The sequence below is a fragment of the Pararhodobacter sp. CCB-MM2 genome, assembly GCF_001691415.1.
Classification (GTDB): domain Bacteria; phylum Pseudomonadota; class Alphaproteobacteria; order Rhodobacterales; family Rhodobacteraceae; genus Pararhodobacter.
Window position 1 is genome coordinate 1 of sequence record NZ_LRRR01000017.1, and the last position, 17,231, is coordinate 17,231.

The following is a 17,231-nucleotide window of genomic DNA, read 5'->3' on the forward strand; positions in this document are numbered from 1 at the left end:
TTCAAAAGTCCCATGTGGATCACTCCGGAATCCCCCGCTGCAAGCTGCGTCGCGGGGAGGGTCACATGGGTCAATTCTCAATGGAAACTAAGTGCTCTCCCGGGTCAGTTCTGGGTGGAAATCAACAGCCAGCTCCAAGTGGAGCCGCGTTGCAGAAGGTAAGGGGCAGTCGCCAAGTTGCGGCCTCCAAGGCTGGAGACGAGCGACCCGAATTTCAGGAACTTGTGCTACAGTGCTGTGTGACACTGTATTTGCCAAATTCAGCCTTTGCCTTGTTTTACAAGGACTTAAGCGGTGAATTGGCTCCGGCGGTAGGGATCGAACCTACGACCAATTGATTAACAGTCAACTGCTCTACCGCTGAGCTACGCCGGAACATGGGGGCTGTATAGCGGTGGGTTTCGGGGACGTCCAGAGGGTCCAAGACGATTTTTTCATCCTTTCGTCAAAAAATCTTCGTCTCTGGTTTTACAGTGCAAGAACAGGGGTTTGCGGGCCGGGATTGCCTTGGAAACGCAGCATTCCGCGGGCTTCGAGGTCAATCAGATGCGCCAGCACGTTTCGCGCAGCCGCCGGCAGAAGCGCAGGGGCGACGTCGGTGTAGACCACCTCGGTGATCGCGCCGAGATTTCCGGCGCCGGAGCGCAGGGCGGCGAGAATCGAGGCCTCGCGGCCGAGGCGGTGCGCGCGCAATGCCGCGACGCGGCCAAGGCCGTCGTCGATGGGGGCGCCGTGACCCGGATAATAGCGGCGCGGGCCAAGGGCGGTCAGGCGGTCAAGGCTGGCCATGAAGTCGGTGAGGTCGCCATCGGGCGGCGAGACGAGGCTGGGGGCCCAGCCCATGACATGGTCGCCGGAAAACAGCGCCTCGCCCCAGTCAAAGCTGAGGTGGTTGCCGAAATGGCCCGGTGTGTGGATCGCGGTGAGGGGGCGGCCGCCGGCCTCGATCGCCTGACCATCGGCCAACTGGATATCGGGGCGGAAGTCGGCGTCCACGCCTTCGCCGCCGCCGACATCCTCGGCCAGCGCGGCCATACGGGCAGAGCGCCCCGCGAGGGCATCCCCGAAGGCGACGATAGGGGCGCCGGTGGCGTCGGCCAGCGGGCGGGCGAGGGGGGAGTGGTCCTTATGCGCATGAGTGATGACGATTTGGGCCACGCGCTCTGACGGGGCGAGGGCGGCGAGGATCGCGGCGAGATGCGCGGGGTCGGCGGGGCCGGGGTCGATCACCGTGACCGCGCCGTCGCCCAGAAGGTAGGTGTTCGTGCCGCGCTCGGTCATGGGCGAGGGATTCGGGGCGAGGACCAGCCGAAGGCCGGGTTCCAGAATCAGGGGCTGGCCGGGTTTCGGATCGAAGGCGGCGGTCTGGGGCAGGGTCACGTCTGGGTCTCGCAAAGGGGGCAGGTCGGGGCTAGAGTATCGCCATGCTTGGCCGCCTGCTCAAACCGTTTCTGCCGCGTGGCCTCTATTGGCGGGCCGCGCTCATCGTTTTCGTGCCCGTCTCGACCATCCTTCTGGTCGTCTCAGTCACCTTCATCCAGCGGCATTACGACGGGGTGACGCGGCAGATGACCGCGAATTTCGTGCTGGTGGGGGATTACATCCTCGACCGGATCGATGCTGAGCCGGATGACGTGGCGGCGCGGCGGGAGGCGGTCGCCTTGGCGCAAGGATTCGAGCTGAATGTGCGGGTCGTCGAGGCGGCGCCGCCCTCGGTGGGGGATTCGCAGCTGCCGTTCTATGACCTGTCCGGGCGCCTGGCGCTACGGGAGCTGGAGAGCGCCTTGCCGGAGCTGGCGTCGGTCGGGATCGAGGCCGGGCAGGTCTCGATGTGGCTGCGTGGCCGGCATGGCTTTGTCCAGCTGGGTTTCCCGATGAGTCGGATTTCTGCGCGCAACCCGCATCAGATGCTGGTGCTGACCTTCGTGATCGGCATCGTGATGGGGGTCATCGCCTTCCTGTACCTGAAGAACCAGATGCGGCCGATGGCCCGGTTGGCGCTGGCGGCGGAAGCCTTCGGGCGTGGCCAGACTGTGCCGTTCCGGGTCGGCGGCGCGACCGAGGTGCGGGCGGCAGGCCGGGCGTTTCTGGAGATGCGCGAGCGGATCGAGCGGCATATCGAGCAGCGCACCCTGCTGCTGTCGGGCGTGAGCCATGATCTGCGCACGCCGCTCACCCGGATGCGGCTGGCGCTGTCGATGCTGGAGGACGAGCCCGAGGCGGCGGCGCTTCTGGCCGATGTGGCCGAGATGGAGGCGCTGATCGACCGGTTTCTCGAATTCGCGAGGACGGAGGCGGTGGAGCCGGTCGAGGCGACGGATCTCTCGGCTTTGGTCGCCGGGCGCGTGCAGGAGGCTGGGCGCGGCGGGCGTCCGGTGGTCTTTGTCGGGGGCTGTGACGGCTGCGCGCTGCCGCTGCGGCCGCAGTTGATGGCGCGGGCCGTCGACAATCTGATCGGCAATGCCCTGCGCTATGGCACACGGGCGCAGGTCTGGATCGAGCGAGACGGCCCCTGCGCGGTGGTTTGTGTCGAGGATGACGGGCCGGGCATCCCTGAGGATCAGCACGCCGCGGCGATGCGGCCTTTCGTGCGATTGGACCCGGCGCGCGGGGCGTCGCGGGGCAGTGGAGCGGGCTTGGGGCTGGCGATCGTGGCAGATGCGATGCGCAGCCATGGCGGGCGGCTGGAGCTGTCGCGGGGGCAGAGTGCCGGCTATGGCGGGTTGCTGGCGCGCTTGGTGTTGCCGATGGAATAGGGGGCTCTGCCCCCTCGCCCTGCGGGCTCACCCCGGGATATTTTCAGAACGAAGAGGCGGAAGGAGCGGCGCGAGGCCCATTCACCTTGCTGAAAATACTCAAGCGACGGTCGGATCAGGCCGTGACGTCGTGTTGGTAGATCCAGTCGTAGCGTTTCAATGCCATACTCGGAGCCAACGCATTGCCGGTGCGCAGGACGGCATGCGCAAGCGCGGCCATCGGGCCTTTCAGGTGGTAATTCCGGGCGTTGGCATTGGCTGCGGCGACGACCTTGGTCACATGCGGTGCGCGGCGTTGTTGATAGATGGCCAGCGCGGTTTGGGGATCGTCGGGCGTGCTGGCGAGGCAATCGGCAAGCGTCCAGCAATCCTCGAGCGCCATGTTGGCGCCTTGGGCCATGAAGGGCAGAGTCGGGTGGGCCGCATCGCCGAGAAGGGCGGCGCGGCCTTCGCTATCGTGCCAATGGCGGGCGACCGGGTGGCGGAACAGGCCCCAGAGGTAAAGCTCCTGCACCTGCTCCAGCCAGCCGGGGACAGGTCCGCCGAAGCGGGCGAACGCGGCGCGCAGGGCCTCGGGATCGTCGGGCTGGTTCCAGCCTTCGGCGGCCCAGACCGAGCGTTCCTGCACGGCGACGATGTTGCGCAGTTTGCCGCCGCGTAGCGGATAGCTGACGAGGTGGCGGCCGGGGCCCATGAAGACCTGCGCCACTCGGGGGCCGTCGTCGCCGGGGATCAGCGCGCGCCAGGCGACTTGGCCGGTGAAGAAGGGCTCGGCGGCGCCGTTCAGGACCCGGCGAAGCGGGGAATGCAGGCCGTCCGCGCCGATCAGCAGGGGCGAGTCGTGGCGGGCGCCGGCCTGAGTGGTGACCGAGGGGCCGGGATCGGGGAGGGGGATGTCCTCGACCTTTTGCAGCAGCTGGACGTGGATGCCGGCAGCGCGCATCCGGCGTTCGAGCGCGCGGATCAGGTCAGCGCGGTGGCAGAGCCAGAAGCCGGCACCGTCTTGCGGCATGGCGAGGCGGGTGACGAGGCGACCCGTGCTGTCATGGAGCTGCACGGCCTCGGAGCGGTCACCGGCCTCGGCCGGGTCGATGCCGAGCGCCTGCAGGACGCGCGCCCCGTTGGGGCTGATCTGGAGGCCGGCCCCGACCTCGGTGATTCGGGGCGCTTGTTCGAGGATCGACACCTCGGCCCCGCGCTGGCGCAGGGCGATCGCGGCCCCAAGGCCGGCGACGCCTGCGCCCAGCACCAGCGCCTGGCGCCCGGCGAGGGGCGCGGTCGGGTCTTGTGCAGGCATCGGCGCCGTCGTTCCGTCGGTTCAGTCGTCGCGGTGGACGCGTTCGCTGCGCTCGTGGCGTTCCTGGGCTTCGAGCGTCATGGTGGCGATCGGGCGGGCGTCGAGACGCTTGAGCGAGATCGGTTCGCCGGTCATTTCGCAATAGCCGAATTCACCGTTCTCGATGCGGCGCAGGGCCCCGTCGATCTTGGAGACCAGCTTGCGCTGACGATCCCGGGTACGCAGTTCCAGCGCGCGGTCTGTTTCCTCGCTGGCGCGGTCGGCCATATCGGGAAGGTTGCGCGTGGAATTGGCGAGATCGGCCAGGGTTTCCTTGCTGTCTTCCAGCAATTCTTCTTTCCAGGCCAAGAGCTTGCGACGGAAGTATTCGAGCTGGCGTTCGTTCATGAACGGCTCGTCTTCGGCCGGCTTGTAATTGTCAGGAAGAAAATTTTCCGGTTTCATAGGTGCATCCCCTGTTTGCCCGGAACTTTTGGCAACCGACTCGACGCTTTCGTTCTCTGCGGTCATTCCGAGCCCCCTCCGGAGGGGATTACTCCCTGGCAAGGAAGATGTCACGCCAGAATTGGTCACAATTCCGGGCGCGTGACATCGCTGCCGCAGGGGAGGCCGTGGAGGTTATGCCCGTGCGGGTTGTTTCGGCAAGTTTGCCAAGGCGATGCCGTGGGGGCGTGGCTTGCAGGGCCGGGGCGCGGGGGCTAGGGTCGCGGCGACGACCTGCCGGATGGAGTGGCCATGCGTTTTTCCTCGACCGAGAGCTATATCGCGACCGATGACCTGACGATGGCGGTGAATGCCGCGGTGACGCTGGAGCGCCCGCTTCTGGTCAAAGGCGAGCCGGGCACGGGCAAGACGGAGCTTGCGCGGCAGGTGGCGGCCTCGCTGGGGTTGCCGATGATCGAGTGGAACGTGAAGTCGACGACGCGGGCGCATCAGGGGCTCTACGAGTATGATGCGGTGAGCCGGTTGCGCGACAGCCAGCTGGGCGACGAGCGCGTGCATGACGTGTCGAACTACATCCGCAAGGGCAAGCTGTGGCAGGCCTTCGAGGCCGAGGGGAAGGTCGTCCTCTTGATCGACGAGGTCGACAAGGCGGATATCGAGTTCCCCAACGACCTGCTGCAGGAACTCGACCGCATGGAGTTTCATGTCTACGAGACCGGCGAGACGATCCGGGCCAAGGTGCGGCCGATCGTCATCATCACCTCGAACAACGAGAAGGAGCTGCCGGACGCCTTCCTGCGCCGCTGCTTCTTCCATTTCATCCGCTTCCCGGACCCAGAGGTGCTGGCGCAGATCGTCCGCGTGCACCATCCGGGGATCAAGGAGCAGCTTTTGTCGACAGCGCTGACGCAATTCTTCGAGCTGCGCGAGACGCCGGGGCTGAAGAAGAAGCCCTCGACCTCCGAGATGCTGGACTGGCTGAAGCTTTTGCTGGCTGAGGACCTGGGCCCCGAGGATTTGAAGCGCGACGGGGTGAATGCCCTGCCGAAGCTGCATGGGGCGCTTCTGAAGAACGAACAGGACGTGCATTTGTTCGAGCGGCTGGCCTTCATGGCCCGGCGCAATCAAGGGCGCTGATCGGCAGTTCCGTACGGGGGAGGGGTTTCGCCTTCACCCGGCATGGCTCCGCCAGGCAGGTCTCGGGCGACCGGGCCTCGCTTCGCTCGGCAAGAAGAAGGGGGCTATTCGCCCCCTCGGCCTGCGGCCTCACCCCGAAGGATATTTGAAGAACGAAGATGAATTGGGCCGCTTGGTCAGCCGTCCATGAAGCCCTTGCCGGCGAGGATTTTGGGGGCTGCGGATTGAGCGCGCGTTTGGCGGGTTTCGGTCTTCTTCGCGCCGCTGATGTAGAGCGCCCAGCTGCGTTGGCGACCCGGGGTGAGGGCGTCGAAGGCGGTGTTCAGGTCTTCGTCATCGGCAAGGAGCGCGGCGAGTTCCTCGGGCAGCTCGAGCGCGCGGTCCGGTTCGACCTCGGTGCCGTCTTCCTCCAGCTGCTTCGCTTTCGCGACATGTTTCCGGACCGAGGCTTCCTGAGAAACAACGTCGTCGCTGGACTGGAATCGCATCCTCTTGCCGATCCGGGAATTCTCGCCGGGGAACTCCAGCGTGCCGTCATCGTCGAGCAACGCACCTTTGAAGAAAAGGAGGGTCATCACCTCCTTCATCTTCTGGATCTGGCAAATGTTGCCGCTGGCATGAGTATAGGTCGGCTTGCCCCATTTCAGCGCCTCTCCCAGTCCTGCATCAAGAAGGATGGCGCGCAAGGCTTCCGACTCGTCCCGCCAGCGCGTGGCGTCCTGGAAATAGCGATCGACTTCGTTCATCTTCGTTCCTCAAATATCCCGGGGTGAGCCCGCAGGGCGAGGGGCAGAGCCCCCCTCTTTGCCGAGCGAAGCGAGGCACGCCTTTACGCTTTTCGGTCGCCCGAGACCTGCGTGGCGGAGCCATGCCGGGTGAGGGCGAAACCCCTCGGGCTGATCAGAACCCGTCGCCGCCACCTTCTTGCCACGTCTGCACCAGGTTGCCGAAGCGCGTGAAGCGGCCCTCGAAGGACAGCTCCACCGTGCCGATCGGTCCGTGACGCTGCTTGCCGATGATCACCTCGGCCTTGCCGTGCGTGCGTTCCATTACCTCCTGCCATTTGGCCATCGCCTCGAGGTCGTGATCCGAGGGCTTCTCGCGCTCGCGGTAATACTCCTCGCGGAACACGAACATCACCACATCGGCGTCCTGTTCGATCGAGCCCGATTCCCGAAGGTCCGACAGCTGCGGCCGCTTGTCGTCCCGGCTTTCCACGGCGCGCGACAGCTGCGACAGGGCGATGACCGGGATGTTCAGCTCCTTGGCGATGGCTTTCAGGCCCTGGGTGATCTCGGAGACCTCCTGCACCCGGCTTTCCTTGGAAGAGCCGCGCAGCAGCTGGAGGTAGTCGACCATCAGCACGTCGAGGCCATGCGTCCGCTTGAGGCGGCGCGCCCGGGCAGCGACCTGGCTGATCGGCAGCGCCGGGGTGTCGTCGATGTAAAGCGGGCAGTTCTCCAGCGTCTTCGCGACCTCGACGAAGCGGCGGAATTCCTCTTCGGTCATATCACCGCGGCGGATCTGCTCGGACGGCACCTCGGCGGCCTCTGACAGGATCCGCGCCGCCAGCTGGTCTGCTGACATCTCGAGCGAGAAGAACCCGACCGCACCGCCATTCACCGCGCCTTCCTGCCCGTCGTGGCGGATGCCGCGCTTGTAGGCCTTGGCGATGTTGAAGGCGATGTTCGTCGTCAGCGAGGTCTTCCCCATCGACGGACGACCGGCGAGGATGATCAAGTCGGACGGATGCAGGCCGCCGAGCTTCTTGTCGAGGTCGATCAGCCCGGTGGAGATCCCCGCAAGGCCCCCGTCACGCTGATAGGCGGCGGCGGCGACGTTCACGGCTTCAGTCACGGCGCGCAGGAAGCTTTGAAAGCCCTTCTCCGCCACGCCCTGTTCGCCCAGCTTGTAGAGCGCCTGTTCGGCGGCGACGATCTGCTCCTTGGGCTCGTCCTTCACTTCGACGGTGGCCGCGCGGGCGGCGATGTCGCGGCCGAGCTGGATCAGCTCGCGGCGCACGGCGAGGTCGTAGATCATCTGCGCATAATCGCGCGCGGCATAGGAGGCGATGGCCGCACCGGCGATCCGGGCGAGATAGGCCGCGCCGCCCAGCTCCTTCAGCCCCTCGTCATCCTCCATGAAGGCCTTCAACGTGACCGGCGAGGCAAGGGCGTTCTTCTGGATGCGCGCGGCGGCGATCTCGAAGATGCGCTTGTGGACGGGCTCGAAGAAATGCTCGGCCTTCACCAGCTGCGAGACGCGGTCATAGACGTCGTTGTTGGTCAGGATCGCGCCCAGAAGCTGCTGTTCTGCCTCGATATTATGCGGCAGGATCTCTCCGGGTGCGAGGCCTTCGCCCTCGGCGGGCTTGGCTGCGGCGGTTCCGGGGGCAGAGCGGAGGGTGGCGATCTCGGTCATGAAGGCATCCGGTCGGGGGTCTGTCAGGGTCCGCCGTCCGAGGCCTCGCAACGGGAAGCGGGGCATGGGGGCCGGGCGACGTTCGCGCATGGACCTGACGGACGGGGTTGTCCCGACTTATCGCAAAATGCCGCCCGTCCCGCAATCATCGCGGTGAGATTTCGCTGGGGACGGGTCTGTGGATAACTCTCCTCGCGGCGGCTTCCCGCCGGCCGCCAAGCCGCGAATGCGGACAATTTGCGCGATAAGATGCATCCTGGCGGCATCAAAAATAAACTCTCGTTAACGTTCCCGGCGCAGGCTCGATCTCAGTACCCGTGAGCCGGAGAGTGCCATGTCCTCGTCCCCTGTGTCAGCCGGAACGGCCCTGTCTCTGCTGGTTGCCCGAACGGGTGCGTCCGGGGCCAGTGCCGCTGCGCTGTCACTTGGGGGCGAGGGGCGGCCGACGGCTGAAGCCCTGCGCGATACCCTCCGAAGCTACCACGAGACCCGGCTTGAGCGCGCGGGCGAGGTCGCGCGCGCCGGACAGACCCTTGCCGACAGCCGGCTGGAGGGGCGCAAGCGCGCCCGCGCCGCGTTGAATGAGGCCACGACCAAGGCGCGCATCTCCGACATGGTGAAGGCCCTGAGCCGCTTGCGGGGCATGGGCGGTGCCGCAACGACGGGCGGGACGGGGCTGACGCTCATCGCGTCGGCACAGAGTGGCGATACGCGGGCCTTTGCAGGCGTGACTACGGGCAATGTCGAGGGATTCTACACCGGGGCAGGGAATGACGCGGTCACGCTCAAGGCCTCGAAGATCTCCAGCGTCTACACCGGATGGACGACCGGCCCCGGTGCGACGGCGGTTGGCGGCAGCGATGATGACGCCGTGGCGTTGGAAGCGGGCAGTGTTGATAGCGTCTACACCGGCAGCGGGCATGACGCCGTCACGATCCGTGCCGATGTGGTGAGCAGCATTTACACCGGTGTCGATGGCAAGGGCCGAGCCGCGTTCGCGGATAATGACGCCGTCGCCATCGAGGCCGGCTTTGTGGGCAGTGTCTATACCGGCGACGGCGCCGATGCGGTTGCGATCAAGGCGGACATCGTCAAAAGCATCTACACCGGTTCCGGTGGCGATACGGTTTCGATCCATGCTGGCGCGCTGGGTGGTCTTTATACAGGGGAGGGCGACGATGTCGTGACCATCGATACGGTAACGGGCGTCTCGACCAGCTATAAGCCCGAAGCCGATGCGGATCTGGATGCCGCCGGCCGCATCGCCCAAGTGGCCACGAATATCGAGGATATCCACCTTGGCGCCGGGAACGACGTCCTCAACCTCAAGGTCGCCGATATGATCTCCGTGCGGGGCGGCGCAGGCGACGATCTGATGTATCTCTCGGGCGGAACCGTCGCGCTGCAGTATTCGGCGGGGGACGGTCGGGACACCGTCATGCTGGGGGCGGGGACAACACTGGCAATCCAGCTGGACCACGACACGACATGGTCCTCGGACTGGGACGGTGACGCGCTGGTTCTGACGCTGGGTTCGGGATCGATCCGGATCTACGGCGCGGCACAATCCGCAGGGATCGGCGTGGTCAGCTTCGGCCAGACCGATCCCGAGATGTTATTCTTACCGCCGAGCCTGGATCAGAAAGCCTGACCGCAGCCTCGATCTTGGCCGCAATCACAACCCAGGAATGATCGAAAACGCGCCACCGTCGCCTCTGCGCCGGTTCCCCATCTTCGTTCTGAAAATATCCTCGGGGGTGAGGCCACAGGCCGAGGGGGCAGACAGCCCCTTCTTCCCTTCTGTTTGGCGCCGAGCGAAGCGAGGCGCCCGGTCGCCCGAAACCTGCATGGCGCAGCCATGCCGGGCGAGGGCGAAACCCCTCACCCGTCGCGCCCTCAGGCCGAAGGCGGGGTCCAGTCCTTCGGCGCGCGCAGATAGGCCTCGACCGAATCCAGCGTTTCGGTGTCGAAATCGCCGCGCGCGCGGGCTTCCGCCAGCACGTCCCACCAAGTGCAAAGGTAGTGCAGCGCGACGCCGTGATCGCCAAGGCGCGACACCGTCTCGGGATAGATGTCGTAGTAGAAGATCACCGCCGTATGGCCACAGCTGGCCCCGGTGTCGCGGATCGCATCGACGAAGGACAGCTTGGAGCCACCATCCGTGGTCATGTCCTCGACCAGCAGCACGCGCTCGCCCTCGGTCATCACCCCCTCGATCCGGGCATTGCGCCCGTAGCCCTTCGGCTTCTTGCGCACATAGGTCATCGGCAGCGCCATCCGCTCGGCCATCAGCGCGGCGAAGGGGATACCCGCGGTCTCGCCGCCGGCCACGTTGTCGAAGGCTTCGAACCCGGCCGCGCCCATCACCTTGGCGGCAAGGAAATCCATCAGCGTCGAACGGATGCGCGGGAAGGAGATCAGCTTGCGGCAATCGACATAGGTCGGCGCCTTGTTCCCCGAGGCATGGGTGAAGGGCTCGCGCGCATTGAAGTGCACGGCGCCGATATCCAGCAGCATGCGCGCGGACAGGCGGGCCATCATGGCGGGATCGATATGCGAGGTGGGGATCATCTGGGCACTCCTTTGGCAGATCGGCACGGATCGGGGCAAGCGACGGGCAGAAGAGGGATTGCGCGCGTCCTAACGGCAATTGCCGTCGCTGACAATCGCGCGCGCTGCTAGGCCGGGGGCAATGGAGGACCCTATGTTCAGACCGACCCTGCTTGCCGCCGCCCTGGCGCTCGCCGCCGCCCCCGGCCACGCCCAGAACACCCCGCTCGAGGGGCATTGGATGGCGCTTGGTGACATGCTGGGCCTCGTGCCCGGCAATATCGAAGCGATGGAGATCGCAGGCGACCAGCTCTCGGCGCAGCTCTGGACCCAATGCACGCCGCCGGATTGCGCGGATCCGCAAGCCAGCGCGGAGGGCCAGATCCGGGTCGACGCGACAACCCTGCAGGTCGAGGGGACGGCGCGCTATCCCGCCGATCCCGGCTGGGCCTATCTGCAACTGTCGGGCGGCGCCTGGTCGATCATCGCTCAAGGGCGCCGGCTGATCACCATGCGCGAGGCGACGGTAAACCAGCAATCGGTGCCGTTGATGCGCCTCTGGCTGCAGGTCGCGCCGGAGGTGCCGCAGCAGTTGGCTGATTACCTCGCCGCCGCGCAACGTGACCCGGCTCAGGCGCTTTGTGCGATCGTCTCGCTGCACGGGGCCGAGGGCGAATGGCCCGCCTTCGCCGCCCATCTCTCGGCCCTTGCGGCGCCAATGCACGATCTGGCCCGCGGAACGCCGCAGGCCGATCCCGCCGCCTATGGGCCGGAGGCCGACGCAGCCTTGCAGCAGCTCGCGCATTACGTCCGGTCCGAGGACCTGCCTGAGGGAACAGTCCTGGTTCCCGAGATCTTGTATCCGCTGCCCGAAGCCCTCGCCGCCGAGATCGCCGATTGCAACGCGCGGCTCCATGGCAGCGGGCAGGGCGGGTAACAAGCCTGCGACCGGCTGTCACCCTCCAGCGGGTGGAAGTCTTGACTTGGGGCCCGCGCGCGCTTTCCTGATCTTTCAACAGGCTGCCGGCCCCAAGGAGGTCCCCATGTCCCAAAGCTACACTCTCTCCGTTCCCGACATGAGCTGCGGCCATTGCCGCGCTTCCATCGATCAGGCCCTGCAGCCCCTCGGCGCACAGGCCGCTTTCGACATGGCGCAGCGCCGGGTCACCGTCACCGGCGAGGCCGCGCAGCCGCAGGTGATCGCCGCGCTCGACGCGATCGGCTTCCCGGCCGAGCCGGTCTGATCCCGGCGCCCGCGTGACCCGTTTCCTCGTCCTCCTGCGCCGGCTCGGTCGCGCGCTCTGGCTGCGCGTCGCGCTCTTCGCAGCGCTCGCCTTTCTGGCCGTGATCGTGGCGGCGCTGGCCGCCCCCTTGGTGCCGGAATGGATCGAAGAGCTGATCGACGCGGGCGCGGTCATCCCGGTGCTCGAGATCCTTGCCTCGTCGATGCTGGCGGTCTCGACCTTCTCGTTGGGGACCATGGTGCAATCGCACCGCGCGGCGGCGCAGGCCGCGACGCCACGGGTTCTGGATCTGATGATTCAGGACGGACTGACCCAGAACGTGCTGGGCATCTTCATCGGCGCCTTCGTTTATGCTCTGACAGCGCTGATCCTGCTCCAAGCGGGCTTCACCGGTGGCGCGCCGCTGGTGCTGGGGGTGACCCTTGCTGTGACCGGGGCGGTGGTTCTCGCTTTGGTGCGCTGGATCGCCCATCTGGCGCGGCTGGGCACGGTGCAGGACGCGCTCGACCGGGCCGAGGCGCAGGCAAAGAAGGCGCTGACCGCGCACCGACGCCATCCGGCGCTGGGCGCGTCGGCAATCAGCGATCAGACGGTTGCGGCGGATCATGTGCGGACCTTGACCGCGCCGCGGTCGGGCACGCTGCAGGTGATCGACGTGAAGGGGTTGGCGGAATGCTCTGACGGGCCGGTCTGGGTGCTGCGGCGTCCGGGGCAACAGGTCCTCAAGGGCGCGCCACTTCTGCAGTTGGCTGAGAGTGCGCCGGATGAGGAAGCGTTGCTGCGCTGCTTCGTCATCGGCGACAATCGGACGTTCGAGCAAGACCCGGCCTTTGCCATCACCGTCCTGTCGGAGATCGCATCGCGGGCGCTGTCGCCTGGAGTGAATGATCCGGGCACGGCAATTGCCACGATCTCGCGGCTGGAGCGGCTGCTGTGGGACTGGGCGTTGGCTGACCCTGAAGAGACTTGCCGCTACCCGCAGGTCTTCGTGTATCCCTGGACCGCGCCGGAACTGGTCGAGGCCGCTTTCGCGCCGATCGCCCGCGACGGTGCCGGCATGCTGGAGGTGGCGACGCAGCTGATCGACACGCTGGATGCCTTGGGGCAGGGCGCCGATCCGTCTCTGGCCGAGGCCGCGCGGGCGATGTCGCCACGTGCGCGCGCCCATGCCGAGGCTGCGCTGACGCTGGAGGATGACGTGGCCCGCCTGCCCAAGAGCAAGACGGCGTAGGGCGGGATTTCATCCCGCCGTTGCGCTACAGCGCGCCCAGAAGCAGCGGTCGGAACTCGCGGATCAGCTTCAGCCGCATGGCGCGGGCGAAATCTTCGAAGCCCTGCGCCTCGATGACAAAGGCGCCGGGCCCCTGGATCACGTTCTCGCGCATCCATCCCTGCAGCCCGTCAACGGCGCCGTCGAAATCCAGCGGCATGGACCCGGCGATCGACAGGGCGTTCACCGTCACATCCTCGAAGCGAATGGTGTCCGGGCCGTCATTGTTCTGACCGTCACCCGCAAGGTCGATCGTCTGCCGGTCACACGCGGGCGCGCGGTCCAGAAGCCGCCCACCGGCGGCCAAAGCGGCCCCCACACCGGTACGCCCACCCCAGGTCCGCAGCGGATCGCCGGTCGGACGGGGGAAGGCCTGCAAACGGTCCGCAAATTCGGCAATGTCGGAGTCGTTTTCCAGCAGGCGCCAATCGACGGCAATGGCCTGCTCGCGCCGCCCGGCCCAGACATAGGCCGACAGTGCCACCGGGGACCCCGACAGGATCGCCGCCCGGGTTTCAGGATCGCGCAGCGCCTGCGCGGTCCCCTCCATCATCAACCGGTATTCACGCGCATCGACCGAGGCCGAGACATCGAACCCCAGCGTCAGCGCGAGCCGGCAGTTGCCGGCGCAAGCGGCCCCCGCCCAGCCCGACGCGATCAGCGCCAGCAGGGCAGAGGTCCGCCGGATCACCAGTGACCCGTGTTCGGCATCGAGGCCCAGGGTTCGGCCGGGGGCAGATCGTCGCCGGCCTGCAGCAGCTCGATCGAGATATTGTCGGGCGAGCGCACGAAAGCCATATGCCCGTCCCGCGGCGGGCGGTTGATGGTTACGCCATTGTCCATCAGGTGCTGGCAAAGCGCGTAGATATCGTCGGTGCGGTAAGCCAGATGGCCGAAATGGCGGCTGTCCGAGGGCAGCCCCTCGTCGCCGTCCCAGTTGTACGTCAGTTCGACCGGGCATTCCGGCTGGCCCGGCGGGGCCATGAAGACCAGCGTGAAGCGGCCCTTGTCATTCTCGTAGCGGCGCGTCTCTTCCAGCCCCAGCAGGCGGTAGAAGGCCAGCGAGGCCTCGAGGTCCTTCACGCGGACCATGGTGTGCAGATATGTCAGGCCCATGCCATCCTCTTCGCTTGTCGTGAGGGCCAAGATAACGCGCTTGGCCGCTCAGGCCAGCCGCAATCCGTCAGATCTCGCGCGAGCCCGGTCGCACGGGCTGCGGGGACAGGTGATCGCGCAGCACCAAGGTCACGGTGACGAAGCTCACATAGAGCAGCAGATACCACGACCCCAGCTTGCCCAGCGACACGAGGTCGAGGCTGCCTTGGCCGGCATAGACCCAGGTCCTTGTGAAGGTGCCGACATTCTCGGCGATCCACAGGAAGATCGCGGAGAGGAAGGCCGCGACGGGCAGGGGCATCCAATAGGGATGCGCGCCCGGATAGAACCAGATCCGCGTGCGCCAGAACAGCAGCACGGTCGCCGCGAACAGGGCCCAGCGGATGTCGGGCAGGAAATGGTGGGTGAAGAAATTGGCGTAGATCGCACCGGCCAGCAGCAGCGTCACCCAGAAGGGCGGGTAGGGCGCAAAGATCATGTGGAAGCCCCGGATCACCCGCGCCATGAACGAGCCCACGCAGCCATACATGAAGCCGCTGAACAGGGGCACGCCGCCGATCTCGAAGAACCCGGCCTCGGGGTAATCCCAGGACCCCTGCGCCAGCTTGAAGACCTCCATCACCGTGCCCGTCAGGTGGAACAGCGCGATCACCCGCGCCTCGGCCCAATCCTCGAGCCCCAGCCAGAGGAACAGCGCCTGAATGGCGATGGCGAAGAGGAACAAAGCGTCATAGCGGGCGAGCCACCAGTCCGGCTGCCAAATGGCCCGCGTGACGATAAGCGCCAGCAGGAACAGGATGCCGAACAGCGCAGCCCAGCCCTGCTTCAGCACGAACATGACGAAGGCCCCACCATGATGCCCCAGTCGGCTGCGAGCCCAGTGGCCAAGACGCCGCTCCAGCGACGAGATCTCTCGGTCAACCATGGTCAAGGCCCATATTCTGGGTGTGGTGGGCGGTCGGACTGCTATAGATGGACAAAACGAATCCCGCGATCGGAAAGGGTACAGACATGGCGTTGAGCGAAGAACAGCAGGCCGAGATCACCGCAGCCCGCGGTAACGCGCAACTCACATTGCGGACAGTGGCGCCGGGGATGGAGAAGCATCTCTACACCGCCCATCCGGTGCTGGACCACGGCTTCGTGCGCGCCATCGACTACATGGGTGACGACGCCGCCATCGTGCAGGCCGCCCGCGTCAGCTACGGCGCCGGCACCAAGCATGTGTCCAACGACGAGGGGCTGATCCGCTACCTCATGCGCCACTGGCACTCGACCCCCTTCGAGATGTGCGAGCTGAAGCTGCATGTGAAGCTGCCGGTCTTCGTCGCCCGCCAGTGGATCCGCCACCGCACCGCCAACGTCAACGAATACTCGGCGCGCTATTCGATCCTCGACCGCGAGTTCTACATCCCCGAGCCTGCCCAACTGGCCGCGCAATCGACGGTCAACAATCAGGGCCGCGGCGCGGTGCTGGAAGGGGCCGAGGCCGCAAGGGTGCTGGCGCTGCTGAAATCCGACGCCTCGCAGATGTACGACCATTACGAGGAGATGCTGTCACAGGACGGCCAGCAGGGCCTCGCGCGGGAATTGGCGCGGATGAACCTGCCGATGAATGTCTACACCCAATGGTATTGGAAGACGGATCTGCACAACCTCTTCCATTTCCTCCGCCTGCGCGCCGACGCCCATGCGCAATACGAGATCCGCGTCTATGCCGAGGCCATCGCCGCCATGGTCGCCGATTGGGTCCCCTTGGCCTTCGCGGCTTTCGAGGATTATCGGATGGGCGGCACGACATTGTCGTCGAAGGCAATTGACGCCTTGAAGCGGATGTTGAAGGGGGAAGAGGTGACCCGCGAGAGCGCCGGGATGAGTGTCGGCGAGTGGCGGGAGTTTAAGGCGGTGTGGGAATAGAGATGCCTGCTGGATTCTGAAAATTGCCAAGCCGAAGGAAAACTAGGGGATTCTTGGCTGATAACCCCGTTTGTTGCTTGTGCGGCGGAAGCGTTCCTGCGGAGACCGTTGAGCATTCTCCGCCAAGATCTCTATTCGTACGGAGATTAGTGCCCGGTGCGTTCCGCTTTCCAGCATGTGCGAGGTGTGACGAAACCAGTAAGCACTGGGATATGGTTGCCGCTGCGAGCACCTTGATCATGGGGCAGCCCGTTGGTTCCCATGTGGAGGAAGAATATCTCTTTGAACTTCTTCGCGGGTTGGCAAACAATGTTCCTGATTTCATTGAGGATATCAGCGGCGATGCTGAAGAAGCGTCGCTACTGAAGAATGGCTTTCTACAGCCTGTTTTCAAGGTCAAGATTGACCGGCGTATCTACACACGATGGTTGTTCCCATTTTGCGCAAAACTTGGGTTGGCGTTCTGGTATCGTGAGAATAAGGCAGTGTTCCCTCAGGTCGGCGCAATGGCCGTCGCTTGGTTCACAAATCAACAGATTGCAGATGGCGCTGTTGATGAAGAATTTTTATCACATTTTCCCAGCGCAGACTTCCCTCGCCAAGGGAAACTCAAGCATGACAAGCAATTCTATTATCGATTTGCTCGTTCAAAAGACGAGAAGCTTGCCGCATTTCTTTTTGTGTTCCACATGAGTAGCGCCGCTTGGGTAATCATGTCATCTGAGCGTGAGGGGATCGATCGATATAGGGGGCGCATGTGCGTTTATAGAACAAGCGCAGAAGAAGGGATTTTCAGTAGCAGTATGCCGATAGATTTTCATGTATAGCTTATTGTCTGTTCTCCAGTTTATTTTCTTACATTAGTTCCTAATCTAAATTCGGCGATCTTTATTTCTTGATCATTTTGTTTTTTCTCTAGTGCTTTCGAAGCAAAAGAGGTCCCCTTGGCCCTGAACGCCGTGATCAGCGATTGCGACGGCCATCCGCATTACGAATGATGCATTTGCCGCGAGACCTACAGCGCCCACCCGGCCAGATCGGACGCAGCCCTCCAAAGCATCGCCGCCACTCTGTGTCAC

17 protein-coding genes and 1 tRNA gene are annotated in these 17,231 nt (G+C 65.1%); 8 read left to right on the forward strand and 10 right to left on the reverse strand.

Annotated elements, in window-relative coordinates:
• Positions 1-300: 300 nt before the first annotated feature.
• Positions 301-375, reverse strand: a tRNA-Asn gene (locus BCY78_RS15545).
• 93 nt (positions 376-468) lie between these two features.
• Positions 469-1,380: an MBL fold metallo-hydrolase gene (locus BCY78_RS15550; protein ID WP_369808704.1), complete on the reverse strand. Its 912-nt coding sequence runs from the start codon at positions 1,378-1,380 to the stop codon at positions 469-471.
• A 44-nt stretch (positions 1,381-1,424) separates the two neighbouring features.
• On the opposite strand from BCY78_RS15550, the gene BCY78_RS15555 reads away from it, so the two are divergent.
• Positions 1,425-2,756 carry an ATP-binding protein gene (locus tag BCY78_RS15555; RefSeq protein ID WP_068303787.1) on the forward strand — a complete coding sequence of 444 codons (1,332 nt, stop codon included), beginning with the start codon at positions 1,425-1,427 and terminating at the stop codon, positions 2,754-2,756.
• 115 nt (positions 2,757-2,871) lie between these two features.
• Here BCY78_RS15555 and BCY78_RS15560 read toward each other — a convergent pair whose 3' ends face one another.
• Complete coding sequence (locus BCY78_RS15560; RefSeq protein WP_068303789.1) at positions 2,872-4,053, reverse strand: FAD-dependent monooxygenase; 1,182 nt, start codon at positions 4,051-4,053, stop codon at positions 2,872-2,874.
• 21 nt (positions 4,054-4,074) lie between these two features.
• Positions 4,075-4,497 carry an RNA polymerase-binding protein DksA gene (gene dksA, locus BCY78_RS15565; RefSeq protein ID WP_068303791.1) on the reverse strand — a complete coding sequence of 141 codons (423 nt, stop codon included), beginning with the start codon at positions 4,495-4,497 and terminating at the stop codon, positions 4,075-4,077.
• A 291-nt stretch (positions 4,498-4,788) separates the two neighbouring features.
• On the opposite strand from dksA, the gene BCY78_RS15570 reads away from it, so the two are divergent.
• The gene (locus BCY78_RS15570; RefSeq protein ID WP_068303793.1) at positions 4,789-5,634 is read left to right on the forward strand and encodes a MoxR family ATPase; all 846 of its coding nucleotides are present in this window, start codon (positions 4,789-4,791) and stop codon (positions 5,632-5,634) included.
• 176 nt (positions 5,635-5,810) lie between these two features.
• On the opposite strand, the gene BCY78_RS15575 is transcribed toward BCY78_RS15570, so the two are convergent.
• Together BCY78_RS15575 and BCY78_RS15580 are read right to left on the reverse strand one after the other, a co-directional pair.
• Positions 5,811-6,380 carry a YdeI family protein gene (locus BCY78_RS15575; RefSeq protein ID WP_068303795.1) on the reverse strand — a complete coding sequence of 190 codons (570 nt, stop codon included), beginning with the start codon at positions 6,378-6,380 and terminating at the stop codon, positions 5,811-5,813.
• Between the two features lie 154 nt (positions 6,381-6,534).
• Entirely contained in the window at positions 6,535-8,055 is a 1,521-nt protein-coding gene (locus BCY78_RS15580) for a replicative DNA helicase (protein WP_083195078.1), read from the reverse strand.
• A 334-nt stretch (positions 8,056-8,389) separates the two neighbouring features.
• Between BCY78_RS15580 and BCY78_RS15585 the strand changes: the two genes are divergently transcribed.
• Entirely contained in the window at positions 8,390-9,706 is a 1,317-nt protein-coding gene (locus tag BCY78_RS15585; protein ID WP_068303797.1) for a hypothetical protein, read from the forward strand.
• A 245-nt stretch (positions 9,707-9,951) separates the two neighbouring features.
• On the opposite strand, the gene BCY78_RS15590 is transcribed toward BCY78_RS15585, so the two are convergent.
• Positions 9,952-10,626, reverse strand: a complete 675-nt coding sequence (locus BCY78_RS15590) for an orotate phosphoribosyltransferase (RefSeq protein WP_068303799.1) — start codon at positions 10,624-10,626, stop codon at positions 9,952-9,954.
• Positions 10,627-10,759: 133 nt separating this feature from the next.
• Between BCY78_RS15590 and BCY78_RS15595 the strand changes: the two genes are divergently transcribed.
• The 3 genes from BCY78_RS15595 to BCY78_RS15605 all read left to right on the forward strand — a co-directional run bounded on the left by BCY78_RS15595 (position 10,760) and on the right by BCY78_RS15605 (position 13,080).
• Entirely contained in the window at positions 10,760-11,542 is a 783-nt protein-coding gene (locus BCY78_RS15595; RefSeq protein WP_068303801.1) for a hypothetical protein, read from the forward strand.
• A 106-nt stretch (positions 11,543-11,648) separates the two neighbouring features.
• Entirely contained in the window at positions 11,649-11,849 is a 201-nt protein-coding gene (locus BCY78_RS15600) for a heavy-metal-associated domain-containing protein (protein ID WP_068303803.1), read from the forward strand.
• 13 nt (positions 11,850-11,862) lie between these two features.
• Positions 11,863-13,080 carry a DUF2254 domain-containing protein gene (locus BCY78_RS15605; RefSeq protein ID WP_068303805.1) on the forward strand — a complete coding sequence of 406 codons (1,218 nt, stop codon included), beginning with the start codon at positions 11,863-11,865 and terminating at the stop codon, positions 13,078-13,080.
• A 25-nt stretch (positions 13,081-13,105) separates the two neighbouring features.
• Here the strand turns inward: BCY78_RS15605 and BCY78_RS15610 are convergent, their stop codons facing one another.
• From BCY78_RS15610 to BCY78_RS15620, 3 genes are all read right to left on the reverse strand, one after another.
• Positions 13,106-13,810, reverse strand: a complete 705-nt coding sequence (locus tag BCY78_RS15610; RefSeq protein WP_158515945.1) for a DUF1194 domain-containing protein — start codon at positions 13,808-13,810, stop codon at positions 13,106-13,108.
• Entirely contained in the window at positions 13,807-14,235 is a 429-nt protein-coding gene (locus BCY78_RS15615) for a VOC family protein (protein ID WP_068303807.1), read from the reverse strand. Before BCY78_RS15615 ends, BCY78_RS15610 begins: the two co-directional genes overlap by 4 nt.
• Positions 14,236-14,302: 67 nt before the next feature.
• The gene (locus BCY78_RS15620; RefSeq protein WP_068303808.1) at positions 14,303-15,160 is read right to left on the reverse strand and encodes a DUF817 domain-containing protein; all 858 of its coding nucleotides are present in this window, start codon (positions 15,158-15,160) and stop codon (positions 14,303-14,305) included.
• 86 nt (positions 15,161-15,246) lie between these two features.
• Between BCY78_RS15620 and thyX the strand changes: the two genes are divergently transcribed.
• Both thyX and BCY78_RS15630 read left to right on the forward strand, forming a co-directional pair.
• Entirely contained in the window at positions 15,247-16,152 is a 906-nt protein-coding gene (gene thyX / locus BCY78_RS15625; protein ID WP_068303810.1) for an FAD-dependent thymidylate synthase, read from the forward strand.
• A gap of 149 nt (positions 16,153-16,301) precedes the next feature.
• A complete protein-coding gene (locus tag BCY78_RS15630; protein WP_139103190.1) occupies positions 16,302-16,979 on the forward strand; it encodes a hypothetical protein in 678 nt (225 codons plus the stop codon).
• The last annotated feature ends 252 nt before the right edge of the window (positions 16,980-17,231 follow it).